Raw genomic sequence first — 13,992 nt, forward strand, 5'->3', positions numbered from 1 at the left:
ATATAAATTAGTAACGCACTAGGTAGGTAGTTATTCCGGGGGTATCGTTTTTTCCAGGCGCCTCCCTATTGATTTATATACTATGACTGCATGAAGGAGAAAATACGCCGGATCCTGCCGATTTCGATTTTTACTCACGAAAAATCATCATTAAAAAATGGTCAAAATTGATCGGCGGAAGGTGATTTTGGAATCGAAACACCTATTTGCGAGTGGAAAAATGAACAAAATTTTATCGGGGGAAAGGAGTCTCAAAAACGATATCGGAACACCCGATCCAATTCGGGATGGAGTTTGTTAGGTGTGGAAACATGAGAAAAACCAACCGCGAATAAGCCCAAATGAGCTTTGCTCATTTGAGGCGGCACGCAAGCCTTCGGCTTGCACGCCTCCGCGAATCTTCGCGAATCGCATTTTCCTTACGTTCGGGTGCTCTGCTCCGGCTGATCGCCTACGCAGAATTGCACCCTCTCTTGAAAAATGCTATAAGAAAAACCCGCGTGCGGGTTTTTCTGTTGTTTCATTATTTTTTGCTTGCACAAAAAGAGAAGTTAACGGAGAGAAAAACCGGCACGCCGGTTTTTCTTATAGCATTTGTCCAAGAGCCAAAGGCTCTTGAGACGTCTCACGAGCTTTCAGCTCGTGGACTTTTCCAGACGGCGTGCGATTCTGCGTAGGCGAAGCCCAAATGGGCAAAGCCCATTTGAGGCGGCACGCAAATCTTCGATTTACACGCATCAGCCGGAGCAGAGCACGACGACACAAGAAAAATGCGATTCGCGAAGATTCGCGGAGATTCGCGGTCAAATAATCTCTCTTCTCCCCGCCCAGCAAACTCCTTCCCGAATTGGATCAAGGATAACACCGCGTAACTCCTATTTTCTTGTCCGCTGAGAAAAGCGCACGCGTTGCAGAAACAAAAATGAAATCACAGAAACACAACAAAAATCAGAAAAACAGTGGGCCCGATGAGATTCGAACTCATGACCTCCCGGTTATCAGCCGGGCGCACCACCTAGCTATGCTACGGGCCCCCTTTTACCTTACTACATAGGATGTTGCCGTATAAATATGTTCTGAAATTCATTTCCTGCCTCTGACGTAGCCTTATTCTCTTATCATGCCAAACATTATGGAGATATGGCAGATGAGACACCCAAGAAATACCTCCTTGGAAATGACGCTATAGCCCATGCTTGTCTCGAAGCGGGCGTTGACTTTGTTTCCGGGTATCCCGGGACCCCGTCATCCGAGGTAGTTGACCGGCTGCGTGCCGGAAAAGACCCCTGGTACTACGTAGAATGGTCAGTTAATGAAAAAGTCGCGTTCGAAAATGCTCTGGCAGCAAGCTGGTGCGGTCTTCGGTCGATCGTCACGATGAAGCATGTCGGCCTCAACGTCGCGGCAGACCCCCTTATGACCTCGGCCTACACCGGGACGAAAGGCGGCTTCGTTGTTCTTTCAGCCGACGATCCCTTCGCGCACAGTTCGCAGAACGAACAGGACTCGAGGATGTATGCGAAGTTTGCCCAGATCCCGTGTCTGGATCCCTCTTCCGCTCAGGAAGCGCATGACTTTACCAAGGCTGCATTCGAACTCTCCGAAAAGTTCGCGCTTCCTGTTCTTCTTCGCCCGACCACAAGGATCTGCCACTCGAAAGGAGATGTCCGCCTCGGTGAGCCGGCGCCTTCGACACGGAAAGGCGAGTTTGTCAAAAACCCGAAACAGTACGTCGTGATCCCGGCAAACACCCGCCCGCTGCACGCGATCCTCACGAAAAAACAGCCCGAGGTCGCAAAATACTTAGTGGAAGCCGGTCTCAACTCTGCAGAGATCCGCGGGAAAAAAGCCGTCATCGCCGGAGGGATCTCCATCTCCTATGTCGAGGAGATCATCCCGGACGACGTCTCATTCATCAAAATCAGTGCATATCCGATCGACCGGAACTGGCTTTCGGGCATCCTTGCCCAGCACACCGAGGTCCTCGTTGTCGAAGAGCTTATGCCGGTCATCGAAGAAGCGGCTCTTCAGGCCGCATCCTCGACGGTCGTTCACGGAAAACTCGACGGCTATCTGCCTCACGAGGGAGAATACTCTCCTGCCCTTATCGCCGGAGCATTTGAAAAGGCCGGTTTTGCCAAAAACACCTACCCTGCCCCGCCGGAAATGACCCAGGTCGCGGTCCGTCCGCCGATCCTCTGTGCGGGATGTCTCCACCGATCGGTCTTCTACGCGATGAAAAAGGTCTTCAAAGACGGCGTGTTCCCGTCCGACATCGGCTGTTATACGCTCGGTCTCCAGCTCGGCGCGGTCGACACAACGATCTGTATGGGTGCTTCCATCACGGTCGGTTCGGGTATCGCCCACTCCTGCCCGGGAACCGATGTGGTCTCCACGATCGGCGACTCGACGTTCCTCCACACCGGAGTGAACGGGCTCATCAACGCGGTGTACAATAATACGAATCAGATCGTGATCATTCTGGATAACCGGATCACCGCCATGACCGGTCACCAGCCGAATCCGAACACCGGTCTGACCGCGACCGGCGAGGAGTCGCCGAAGATCTCGCTCGAAGAGCTTGCGAGAGCCTGCGGGGTCTCCTATGTTGAGTCGGTCGATCCGTACGATCTGACCTATCTTCTTGCCACCCTTAAGGAAGCCAAGGAAAAACCCGGTGTGAAGGTCATCATCGCGAAGCAGCCCTGCGTTATCATGAACAAGCGGCTCGGGATCAAACGGAACCGGTACGTCGTGGATGCGGAAGCGTGTACAAAATGCGGAGCCTGCCTGAAGTACGGCTGTCCGGCGATCGAGACCGATGAGACCGGCGCTGCAAAGATCACCGCTCTTTGTACGGGATGCGGCGTCTGTGCGGACATCTGTCCGGCGGGCGCGATCCACCGCGGAGGTGCAAGACAATGAAAAAGAGTTTTGATGTTCTGATCGTCGGTATCGGGGGACAGGGAACGATCCTTGCCTCGAATGTTCTGGGCGACGCCTGCGTGATCGAGGGCCGTCATGTCCGGGGAGCCGAGACGCACGGGATGTCCCAGCGCGGAGGATCGGTGGAAACACACATCCGTATCGACGGAAAATTCGGCTCTCTGATTGCCCCGGGAACCGCAGATCTTCTCATCGCATTCGATGTCCTTGAGGCAGTTCGCTATCGGCACTTCCTCAAACCCGACGGCGTAATGGTCGTGAACCGCGAGATAGTTGTCCCGACCTCGGTCTTTTCCGGAAAACAGCCTGTCCCAAGAATAGAAGATATCGAGGCGGAACTGAAAGCCGGAAAAGCAAAGGTGATCCTCGTAGATGCTACGGGTATTGCTGCCAAGGCAGGCAATCCCCTTGCGGCAAACATCGTTCTTCTCGGCGCCGCGTCGGATAAACTTCCGCTTGCCGCTGAATCCCTTTCCGAAGCGGTTCGCCGCAATGTTCCGCCAAAGACCGTCCAGATCAATGAAAAGGCATTCGATCTCGGAAAAGAGGCGGCATAAGCTTTTTTCAGATCAGATCCCTGATCTTCTTTTTTTTTGTTCAGGCAGATAAATGTTACAAAAATCCATCACCATTCAGAATAAAACCATCAGCATCCCGGCGATCCTCTGGGGAGAACATACCGGAAACCTCTATATCGCCGCACATGGAAACATGTCGAACAAAGCTGATGAACCGATCGCGGTCTTTGCAGAGCAAGCGGTCAAAAAAGGATACCAGGTCCTGAGTTTCGATCTTCCCGAACACGGGGAACGGTCAAAAGAAACATACCCCTGCAAACCGGATACGTGCGTTAGTGACCTGACGGCGGTCTATCAGTATGCCCGGTCAATTTCTGATCATATCAGCTTTTTCGGCTGCAGCATGGGTGTGTATTTCGGCATGCTGGCCTATCATGATCTGCCGCTCGAAAAAAGCCTGTTTCTCTCTCCCGTGATCAGTATGGAGCGGATCATCGACGGTCTCATGACCGGTTTTCAGGTAAGTGAACAGATGCTGAAAGAAAAACAGGAGATCGCCCTCCCGGTCGGCATAACCCTCTACTGGGATTATTGCCGGTATGTAAAAACGCACCCGATCGGCGCCTGGAATGTGTCAACCGGCATTCTTTACGGCAGAAACGATGATCTGGTCCCGCTGGCTGAAGTGTCCGCTTTTGCAGAAAAAAACTCAGCCGTCCTTGAGATCGCGGAAAACGGCGAGCATTATTTCCACACGAAAGAACAGCTGGATTCTCTGAGGGTCTGGCTGAAAAAGAGCCTGTCTTAACAGTCTTCTGACAATCCATTATTATCTATTTTTCAGTTTTTTCAATGGTATACATCAATTATCATGATTATTCATGCTGAAATGCCCGCTGTCTGTAATTCCCTGAATACTAAACTATAATTACTGTTCATCCATATGTGTATATGACTAGTGGTGATAGAATTGGCCCGACATGCATTTTCAGTAATAACACTCCTCTTTCTTTCAGTGCTTTGCATATCTGCTGCCGGCTGCATATTACCCGGCACCGGCGATCTGAAGCCCGTATCTGAGGAACAGATCGATGATATGAACGATGCCCTTCGCCCGGTCATCGGAATCGTTGAGGATGACATGATGCATGTCACCTCTTCATTGTGGGAAACGGCCCGTCTCCTCGACGGTGTTCCTGCCGATGATCCAAAGGTCGAACTCGCGCTGTATAAACTCCGGAGTGAGCTCCCGCTCTCGTTCGAGATAGGCAGGTTCGACAGAAACAATACGCTGATCTCTACGACCAGATATCTCGATCCCTGGTGGGTCCCAGGCGTTACCAAGTCCCGGCTCAATTATCCGGTGGAGGTGCTCGAAGCCGCAGGCCCGTCATGCGTGGTCTCGGATTTCTATCAGTATCAGGACGGGGACCGCGGACTTATGATCATCACGCCCGTCTATGATGAAAACGGCGAGTATGACGGCGTTCTTCGGCTCTCCTATGATATTGACAGTTTATTCTCCGGACTGACTGAATATCTCAAGAACGAATACGGCTATACCTTATGGGTCACGCATACGTCAGGCCTGAAGTTCTATGATGAAAACACCGTCGAGATCGGCAAATACCTGACGGATGATCCCGCATATCAGACGGCCGAACTGAAAAACATGGTGAGCAGTGTTCTGACGAACGCGTCAGGAAACATCTCGTACCACTTCTACGATACATCCAGAGGGGAACAGACCCAGGTCAATGCAGTTTGGAGGACGGTATATAGCGGACCCGAAGTGGAGTGGCGGGTCGTTCTTACCGACAATGTGCCGGAAAGCACGGGGACCCCCGTATCCGATGTCTCGGTAGAGGAGCTGAAGGATTTTGTCGAAAAAGCCTATGTGTATGCAAATAAAGTTGGAAAGAACGAGGCTGTTGCCGCATTCAATGATCCAAAGGGGGAGTTCATCGACGGCGAACTGTATATTTTCGCCTATGATATGAATGGTACGGTCCTGGCTCTGCCCCATCAGCCGGATCTGATCGGGGAAAACCGCTGGTATCTGCAGGATACGACAGGGATCAAGTATATCCAGAGAGCGACCGCCCGTGCAAATCTCGGAGGAGGATTTGTAATGTCGCTGTACGAAAACCCGGTAAATAATTTCGTGAGCGAGCTGAAGCTTTCCTATGTGATGGCCGTCGACGATACATGGTTCCTGGCGTCGGGCATATACCTGCACGATGAGCCGTTTTCAGACGGATCCTATGTCGACTGGCATCAGCGTGAGGAGCTCGTCCGTCAGGTTCGGGGGATGGATTATCTCACGATCGTTGAGGGGATCCCTGCCGTTACGGATATGATCAATGATCCGTCAAGCGCTCTGCATGCCGGGAACCTGTATCCGTTTGCGGTCACGGAAGACGGCACGCTGCTCGCATATTCGATGGATCCCTCTCTCGTGGGCACGAACCAGCTGAGTATGAGCAACTCTTACGGGATGTCGGTCATGCGTGACGTGATCTCTTTGTCACAGAACGGAGGCGGACTGATGTATTCCCTGGTCAAAGATCCGAAGACAGGTCAGGAGGTCTATGTCCTGTTATGTGTGGAGCCTGCGGACGATGCAACTTACTTTGGCAGTATGCTGGTTCTCGGCTGATCGGTCAGCCGGCAACCCTTTATTTTGATGATCTTCGATCTCACCGGATCCGCAGACCCTGCGGTCGGTGTGCCGGGAATAAAAAAAGAGGATCCGGCCTTTTCTACTTCATGAGCAGATGGTTTGCCAGTTTGATGAACAGACATTCACCTGTGCTCAGCTCATAGAAGGTATCGGCTTTTTTATCGATTTTTGCATCGGCACGCCAGAACTTGCACTGTTTGCCCATGCATCTCTCCTGTGTCATCGGACAAATAAAACCCATTACTGAGAACTAGGACCGCAGGTAATAAATATGCATCGAAATTCGAGTCCTTGAATCGACATATTGGAATAGGAGTTACGCGGTGTGATCTTAACCGAAAAAACTGACGTAATTCTGAGATGTGTTTCGATTTCGTGTAAGGAATTCGTTTTGACACAAGAGAAAAAACCAACCGCGAATCGGCGCAATCGCAAAGCTTCGCTTTGCTCTCCGCTTCGGGCTTACAGCCCTCGCTTGAATCCGCCCTACGGGCGAGAAAATCGGATTTGCTTTCCCTCACTTGAACACGGCGGTCCTTATCGTCCCGCCGGTTCATCCCTCATCGGGAGCGTTCGGGCAAATCCTGTCGCCGCCCCAGCGGCTCCCACTGGTAGTTTGCCTCTCGATTTCATATCAAGATTGTTAGTAAAAGGCCATTTTACCATATATTGGACTAATCAATAAATCTCTCTCACGGGAGGCGCTGGGGCGCCGACAGGATTTGCCCGAACGGTCCCGATGAAGGGACGAGCCGTCGTGGCTGAAAGACACGACGGGTGAGAGTGAGGAAAAGCAAATCCGATTCGCTTCGCCCAAAGGGCGGATTCGCGCCGATTCGCGGTTGGTTTTTCTCATGCCTCCACACCCAGCCATACCCTTCCCGAATTGGATTGAGAATAACCCCGCGTAAGTCCTATCTAAAAAAAAGATTGATGACAGGTTATAACGAGATCATCGAGGCTGTGATCATTGTTCCGACGCCGTCATTCGTGAACAGTTCCAGAAGCAGATTGTGTTCGGAGTTCCCGTTCAGGATATGCGCCCCTTCCACTCCGTGGCGGACCGCGTTCACGCTTGCCTCAAGTTTCGGGATCATCCCGCCGGAGATCGTCCCGTCCGACATCAGCGCATCCACATTTTTCAGGGTGAGTCTGTGGAAGATCTCGGTCCGGTCCTTGTTCATCACACCGTCCACATCCGTCAGGGAAATCAGTTTGAACGCCTTTAATGCGACCGCGATCTCGCCTGCCATCGTGTCGGCATTGATGTTTAAGTCGTTTCCTTTCCGGTCGAGAGCGAGCGGCGAGATCACCGGGATATAGCCCGCATCCAGCAGCGTCTCAAGAAGGTTCGAGTTGATCTCCTTTACATCTCCGACAAAGCCGAGATCAACCTCGATCTCCTCATCGCCGACCATCATCTTTCTGAGAGGCATCTTTTCTGCAATGACAAGACCTCCGTCGTTTCCGGAGATGCCGACACCTTTTGCGCCGTTCTTTGCGATCATCGAAACGATCATATTGCTGATCTTTCCGGCAAGAACCATCTGGGCGATCTCGAGCGTTTCTTCATCCGTCACGCGAAGGCCGCCGACAAATCTCGCTTCTTTCCCAAGAGCCTTCATCTTCAGCGTGATCTCCGGTCCGCCGCCGTGGACAAGGACCACACGCATCCCCACATAGTGGAGAAGGACCGCGTCCTGAACGACCGAGTTCATGATGGCCGAATCGACCATGGCATGTCCGCCGAGTTTGATCACGATCGTTTTTTTGTGGAACTTCCGGATGTACGGAAGTGCCTCCATTAGCACACTTTGTCTATTGTTCATGTTGTATACTTCCCGTTGATCTCTACGTATTTTTCCGTGAGGTCGCAGCCCCACGCGGTTGCCTGTTTGTTTCCCGACTCCAGCATCAGCGTGAACACGACATGGTCGCCCGCCATCGCGGCTTTTGCCCGTACAAGGTCTGCCACGATGACGCCGTTTTTGACTAACTGGGTCTCGCTCTCCCCTTCACCGATCGAAAGAGAAAGCTCTTCGACCGTGAACTCTACGCCGGAATATCCTGCGGCGCAGACAACTCTGCCCCAGTTCGGATCTTCCCCGTAGACCGCGCTTTTCACGAGAGGTGAAGTGATGACCGTTTTCGCGATCTTTTCCGCGTCGCGTTCGCGTTTGCAGCCAAACACCTTGACCTCCAGCATCTTCGTCGCGCCCTCGCCGTCCGCCGCGATCTGTTTTGCAAGGCTTATGCAGACCGTCTCGAGAGCTCTGGAAAACTCTGTTGCCGGCACATGTCCCGCTTCGCCGGTCGCTGTACAGAAGAGCGAGTCGTTTGTACTCTCATCCCCGTCCACGACGACCCGGTTCAGACTCCGTTTCACTGCGGATTTCAAAGCGTCCTGAAGCTGTTTTGCCGGGATCTCCGCATCGGTGTAGACGAAAGAAAGCATCGTTCCCATGTTCGGCGCGATCATGCCGGAGCCTTTGCAGATTCCTGCGACCGTGAACCCTTCGCGGCGCACGATCGCGTGCTTTTCTTTCGTGTCGGTCGTCATGATCGCCTTTGCCGCCGCCGTTTCCGCTTCGGGGGAGTGAGCGAGTTGGCCTGCGACCTGTCCGGCCTGCCGTCTGATCAGGTCAAGATCGAGATATCTGCCGATAACTCCGGTACTTGCGACCCCGCACTCGAGTTCGCTGATCCCAAGGACCTCAGCTCCGATCGCGGCCATTTTTTCCGCATCGGAAAAGCCCTGCTTTCCGGTGTATGCATTGGCGCATCCGGAGTTCACGATGACCCCTGCGAGTTTTCCGCGTTTGGTCCGCTCGGCCATCAGATTGACGACCGGAGCGCGGACCTTGTTTTTCGTGAAGACCGCGGCCCCGGTTCCGGAAGCCTGGATGAGGGCAAGTCCGAACTTCCCTTCTTTCATACCGCCCGCGGTAACTCCCTCAACAGCGCAGATGCTTCGAAAATCCTGCGTCATGGGAACATCCCCGGCATTCTGAGACCTTCGGCTTCATCGAATCCGCACATGATGTTCATGTTCTGGACCGCCTGGCCTGCGGCTCCCTTCACAAGGTTGTCGATCGCCGAAACGGCCACGAGTCTTGTTCCGTCATTTTCCAGCTCGAAGTTGATGTCGCAGAAGTTCGACCCTCTGACTCCGCCGAGTTTTGCAGGCTGCAGCCGGACGAAATGTTCGTTTTTGTAGAAGTCCTGATAGAGTTTCTGTATCATTTCCAGCTCCATTGGCTCGTTGAAGAGAATATGTGCGGTCGTTATGATCCCCCTGATAGCGGGCAGAAGGTGGGGGGTGAAGTAGACGTTTGCTTTCGATTCCAGGAACGCCGCTTCCTGGCGCATCTCCGGCAGATGTCTGTGGGCCGTTATTTTATAGGGAAGGATGTTTTCAGCAACGTTTGGGAAGTGGGTGGTCTCCGAGATCGAGTCACCCGCTCCGGAAACCCCGCTCTTTGAATCGTAAATTATCGTGTGGGCGAGTTTTGCTACCGGAGCTGCCGCGAGGGTCGCCCCTGTCGGGAAACAGCCCGGGTTTGCGACAAAGACTGCATTTTTCACATCTTTTCGGTGAAGTTCGGGGATACCGTAGGGTGCTTTGAAGTAATCCGAGTGTTTCACTCCGTAGGTTTTTTCATAGATCTCTCTTGGCAGACGGTAATCCGCGGAGAAATCGACGGTTTTGATGCCGCACTCTTTCAGTTTGCCGGCATACTGCATGGCAGCCGTATGAGGGACCGCGAGGAACGCAAAATCCGCATCGATCTTTTCGATATCAGGATTTGTGTACTCAAGGTCGATGAGATTTTTCAGGTGGATGTGATCTTTGGTTACCGGGGTGCCTGCCAGCTTGCGTGACGTGGCACAGACTATGTCTGCTTCCTTGTGCGTCAGCAGCAGTCTGATGAGGTCGCCCCCGGCATAACCGGATGCTCCGATAATCGCTATATCCATACGTAAATTATTGGTTTACAACTAGTTTAAAGATGTTATTCCCCGGACTCTTCCTCCGGGATTTTGACTTCACGGTCCATGAGTTTTTCTGCCAGATCCGCAAAGATCCCTGCCCGTTCCAATGCCGGGATCAGCTCCTCAGGAAGGGACGATATCCCGAATCTGGCCCCGGAAAACGCTCCGCATAAGAGTGATACCGTGTCGGCGTTCCCGCCGCAGGCGGAGGATATCCCAAGCAGCTCACGCGGAACAAAATAGCGTCTGCAGAAGAAAACCGCGAGGGGAAGCGTCTGATAAACCGACGAGGAGTTTCCGATTATGCTGACTGCATCCTTTGCGGGCATGCCGGTCTGTTCGATCCTGGCTCCATTCGCGATCTTTCCAGCAAGCATCGGATCCATATTTTCCGCCGCGGTCCGGAGTGCTGAAAATGCCGCTTCAACATCGCTCGTTTCAAGAAGGGTGTTCAAAAGAAGGGCGTATCCGATCACGGCCGCGTGGACTCCAGGGTGGGTGTGGGTCACCATGCAGGCGGACAAAAGTTCCTTTGCCATCTCCTTTCGGTCCCTGAACGCGAGGGCAAAGGGGATCGCGAGTCCCATGCATCCTGTGCTGTCCGAGTAGATCCCTGATCCGGTGAGTTCCCCGGTTTTTTCCATCTTTTTGCATGCGGCAAACGTGGTCCCGTCAGGGTATCTGAACTTCTGCATCGTATAGGTCCGGAGAAGCTCTTTTGCATATTCGGTATTGTTCCATGCGCCTTGTGCGAGGATCCGGGACGCGATCAGGATCAGCTGACCGTCGTCTGTGTACTGACCCGGGAGGAGATCATGATTCGGGTGACCTTTGTGCGCCTTTCCAAAGGCCGGCTCTGTTGAAAAATGCGCGGTGGTCGTCTCGTGCGGCATGCCGAGAGCGTCACCAAGGATAGCTCCGATGAGACATCCTTTGTATCTATTGAGCATGATGTATTATTGAGAGGGGTTTGTGTTAATTGTTATGGTTGGTTTTTCGGCGGGGTGGCGACGAAGTCGACGCCCTTAGCTGAGCAAGGCTTTGCCTTGCGACCAGGTTTTCGAAGGAAACTTGCGACCGCGCCGTTCTTCACGCTATCTATATCCCCCAAAACCGCCCACATTAGTATATGCACTGGTATGGGGAGGCCGGAAATCTATCGACAGATCCGGCGCAATGTGAAGAACGGATACTGAATACTGCCGCGATACCGTCCGTTCTCTGCAACTGGGAGGATCTCCGGGAGGCCGGCCTGATCACCTCCAGAGAAGAATATATACGGGCGGTCAGAGAGGTCGCCGTTTTCCTCGCGGTGAAAGGGATCGCCGCGGATCTTGATACAAAGGATGCGGCTCTTCTTCAGATGGTCAGAACGCTTGATGAGATGGATGAGGTCATCAATCTTTTAACGGAACGGGTGACTGACTGGCATGCAGCAATAACGCCCGGGACTTCCCATAAATATACCCGGGCAAACGGTCCCCGTCTCGTGCAGAAGATCGCCAAGTCCGGCAGTCCTTCGTTAAAACGGGTGGCACGGGAGATACTCTCTCTTTCCGGGGTCAGGACCGATCTGATGAAGGAAGTTTCCCGGGAAGCGGTGAGCGTGATCCCGAATATGAGCGCCCTTGTCGGCGGCCTTGTTGCCGCCCGTCTGATCTCCCGTGTCGGCGGTCTTGACGCGGCGGCAAAACTGCCGGGTTCCTCCATCCAGGTGATCGGCGCCGAGTCGGCCCTTTTTTCCCATATCAGAACGGGCTCGTCTTCGCCGAAACACGGGATCATCTTTCAGCACCGCCGGGTCCATAATGCGAACAAGGAGGTCAGGGGAAAAGTTGCCCGTCAGCTTGCGGCGAAACTTGCGATCGCCGCCCGCCTGGATCTTTACCGCGGCGAACTGGATGCTGCATTTGTCGAGCAGGCGAATGCAAAGATCGATAAAATTTTTGGAGGAGAGTCATGATCGACATAAAAGGAACACTCGTCTCCGAAGGTCAAGGAGGGGTGTATAATGAGCGGATGCTTGGAAACTTCCGTGTCTGGGATCCCTACCGGAGCAAACTCGCCGCTCTCTGGTATCTGGATAAAACGACCGCCCTTGGCAAGGATGAGGTCGTTTTGTATCTCGGGGCCGCGAACGGTACGACCGTTTCCCACGTGGCCGACTATGTTGAGTCCGTATACGCAGTGGAGTTTGCCCCCCGTCCGATGGAGGATCTTCTCGCGGTCGCGAAAAAACGCAGGAACATCGTTCCGATCTACGCGGATGCGACCCGCCCTGTCCGGTATGCCGCTCTCCTCGAGCCGGCGGATCTGCTCTATCAGGATGTCGCCCAGCCCGATCAGGCGGGGATCGCGGTGAAGCATCTGCCGTTTGTAAAGTCCGGCGGCCGTCTCATTCTGATGCTGAAGACCCGGAGCGTGGATATCAGAAAGTCCGCGGATGAGGTTTTTGCCGATACGTGTGAGGAACTGACGGCAGGCGGGTATCTCGTGGAAAAAAGCGTATGGCTCGATCCTTATCACAAGGATCACGCGGCGATCGTCTGCAGAAAGGTTTGAGCTGCTGATTTCAGCCCTCGCTTGAATCCCGCCCTTTTGGCTCCCAGGATCGGATCTGCTTATCCTCACTTGAACTCGGCGCAGAGCGTCCCGCGGTGGAGATATCTTATTTTTGAAATCCTGAGAGGGTTTTTTCCCCAGTTATTTCCCGACAAACTTTTCCCGCAGCATCATCAGGACCTCCGGCGATTCCAGAGCCTGCAGGATCCGAAACGTCATGTCGTCGACGCCCATCTCCCGACGGGTCACATCCGCGACCACGAGCGAGGTCATATAATCGCTGATCGAGGTGAACGGGGCATCGTCCCCTTCGCACATCTCCTTGATCTTTTGGTAATACTTAGGACTGATCCGAAATCCTATCTGCTCTTTTTTGCTTTCGATGGTGACCATTATTGTAAACATTAGTATGTCAATTTGATAACATAAAGATATCCTCAGATTTTTGACGTGGGCGATTTGCGGGAAAAATGCGTGTTTCCGATGATGTATCCGGTATTATCTGCTGTGTCTACTGAGTGAGAACGATTTTTTTGCATTATCGCACCGCGCGGTTAGGGATTTATATGCTCTCTCATTCTAAGTTATTCGGGGAAGTTGATACCTTACAGCAAACAGAACGCTGCCGTCATATCTGCCCGAAATCTCAATCAACTTAACCCCGCAAAAGATGCAGGGAATGGGAGTCCCAGACAGTACCCAAACCCGCGGGCTAACCAGACGAAGGCGTCAAAAAAACAAAAAGTGTATGACGACCCGTTCTTCCGGGCGTTTTACTCTGATGAATGTATTGGAAGAATGAGAGAAATCATTCTCGCCCGTTGATCTTACGGGCGGAAATGAACGCGGGTGAACGATCCTGTCTATCGTTCGATGGACAACACCCGTTTTTGAGGGGGATGACCGGGATACAAGGGTCCGGGTCAGAACATACAGGGATCGGTCGAAGCAAAGGACCGCTTTTTTGATGGGGATATTGTTCGTATTTACGTGATCGTCGGGTGGGTGTGCTTTTCGATTTCGTGTACGGGATTTTTTTGGGTGGGCGCATTCATCACACTAAATTCACGAAAAAAACGCAAATCAAAGATTTGCTCTGCTGAGGTCGGCCGCGTTCCGCGTCCAACCCGCCAACGAAAACACGAAAAAGAGAAAAGTTAGTTGGACGGTCTCCATTTAGTACCCTCCCCCGTCCCCCACGCAAACCTTCGGTTTGCTCGGCTAAGGTCGGCCGCTTTCAGCGTCCAACCCGCCCCCACACGAAAGCCACCAACTCGCAAACCTTCGGTT

General features: G+C 52.9%; 12 protein-coding genes and 1 tRNA gene. 6 read left to right on the forward strand and 7 right to left on the reverse strand.

Annotated features, from left to right (window positions below; translation table 11 throughout):
• Positions 1–960: 960 nt before the first annotated feature.
• Positions 961–1,034 (reverse strand) — tRNA-Ile (locus EYA77_RS00510).
• Positions 1,035–1,140: 106 nt separating this feature from the next.
• On the opposite strand from EYA77_RS00510, the gene iorA reads away from it, so the two are divergent.
• The 4 genes from iorA (at position 1,141) to EYA77_RS00530 (ending at position 6,123) form a co-directional block, all read left to right on the forward strand.
• On the forward strand, positions 1,141–2,925 hold the full coding sequence (gene iorA / locus EYA77_RS00515; protein WP_167815547.1) for an indolepyruvate ferredoxin oxidoreductase subunit alpha: 1,785 nt from the start codon (positions 1,141–1,143) through the stop codon (positions 2,923–2,925).
• Complete coding sequence (locus EYA77_RS00520; RefSeq protein ID WP_095642604.1) at positions 2,922–3,503, forward strand: indolepyruvate oxidoreductase subunit beta; 582 nt, start codon at positions 2,922–2,924, stop codon at positions 3,501–3,503. Before iorA ends, EYA77_RS00520 begins: the two co-directional genes overlap by 4 nt.
• A 52-nt stretch (positions 3,504–3,555) precedes the next feature.
• Positions 3,556–4,272 carry a carboxylesterase gene (locus EYA77_RS00525; protein ID WP_167815548.1) on the forward strand — a complete coding sequence of 239 codons (717 nt, stop codon included), beginning with the start codon at positions 3,556–3,558 and terminating at the stop codon, positions 4,270–4,272.
• A gap of 150 nt (positions 4,273–4,422) precedes the next feature.
• Positions 4,423–6,123: a cache domain-containing protein gene (locus EYA77_RS00530; protein ID WP_245241081.1), complete on the forward strand. Its 1,701-nt coding sequence runs from the start codon at positions 4,423–4,425 to the stop codon at positions 6,121–6,123.
• Positions 6,124–6,226: 103 nt separating this feature from the next.
• Here the strand turns inward: EYA77_RS00530 and EYA77_RS09915 are convergent, their stop codons facing one another.
• From EYA77_RS09915 to EYA77_RS00550, 5 genes are all read right to left on the reverse strand, one after another.
• On the reverse strand, positions 6,227–6,352 hold the full coding sequence (locus tag EYA77_RS09915; protein WP_280841924.1) for a hypothetical protein: 126 nt from the start codon (positions 6,350–6,352) through the stop codon (positions 6,227–6,229).
• Positions 6,353–7,088: 736 nt separating this feature from the next.
• Entirely contained in the window at positions 7,089–7,976 is an 888-nt protein-coding gene (argB, locus tag EYA77_RS00535) for an acetylglutamate kinase (protein ID WP_042699519.1), read from the reverse strand.
• Positions 7,973–9,136, reverse strand: coding sequence for a bifunctional ornithine acetyltransferase/N-acetylglutamate synthase (argJ, locus tag EYA77_RS00540; protein ID WP_167815549.1), 1,164 nt, complete (start codon positions 9,134–9,136; stop codon positions 7,973–7,975). The genes argB and argJ overlap by 4 nt, the downstream gene beginning before the upstream one ends.
• Positions 9,133–10,125 carry an N-acetyl-gamma-glutamyl-phosphate reductase gene (gene argC / locus EYA77_RS00545; RefSeq protein ID WP_167815550.1) on the reverse strand — a complete coding sequence of 331 codons (993 nt, stop codon included), beginning with the start codon at positions 10,123–10,125 and terminating at the stop codon, positions 9,133–9,135. The genes argJ and argC overlap by 4 nt, the downstream gene beginning before the upstream one ends.
• Positions 10,126–10,160: 35 nt before the next feature.
• Complete coding sequence (locus EYA77_RS00550; protein ID WP_052319991.1) at positions 10,161–11,090, reverse strand: ADP-ribosylglycohydrolase family protein; 930 nt, start codon at positions 11,088–11,090, stop codon at positions 10,161–10,163.
• A 179-nt stretch (positions 11,091–11,269) separates the two neighbouring features.
• Between EYA77_RS00550 and EYA77_RS00555 the strand changes: the two genes are divergently transcribed.
• Positions 11,270–12,103: an RNA-processing protein gene (locus tag EYA77_RS00555; RefSeq protein WP_167815551.1), complete on the forward strand. Its 834-nt coding sequence runs from the start codon at positions 11,270–11,272 to the stop codon at positions 12,101–12,103.
• Complete coding sequence (locus EYA77_RS00560) at positions 12,100–12,702, forward strand: fibrillarin-like rRNA/tRNA 2'-O-methyltransferase (protein ID WP_167815552.1); 603 nt, start codon at positions 12,100–12,102, stop codon at positions 12,700–12,702. Before EYA77_RS00555 ends, EYA77_RS00560 begins: the two co-directional genes overlap by 4 nt.
• 141 nt (positions 12,703–12,843) lie before the next feature.
• On the opposite strand, the gene EYA77_RS00565 is transcribed toward EYA77_RS00560, so the two are convergent.
• Entirely contained in the window at positions 12,844–13,107 is a 264-nt protein-coding gene (locus tag EYA77_RS00565) for a hypothetical protein (protein WP_209314966.1), read from the reverse strand.
• Between the last annotated feature and the right edge of the window lie 885 nt (positions 13,108–13,992).

Origin of the sequence: Methanocorpusculum sp. GPch4 (genome assembly GCF_012062385.1) — an archaeon.
Classification (GTDB): domain Archaea; phylum Halobacteriota; class Methanomicrobia; order Methanomicrobiales; family Methanocorpusculaceae; genus Methanocorpusculum; species Methanocorpusculum parvum.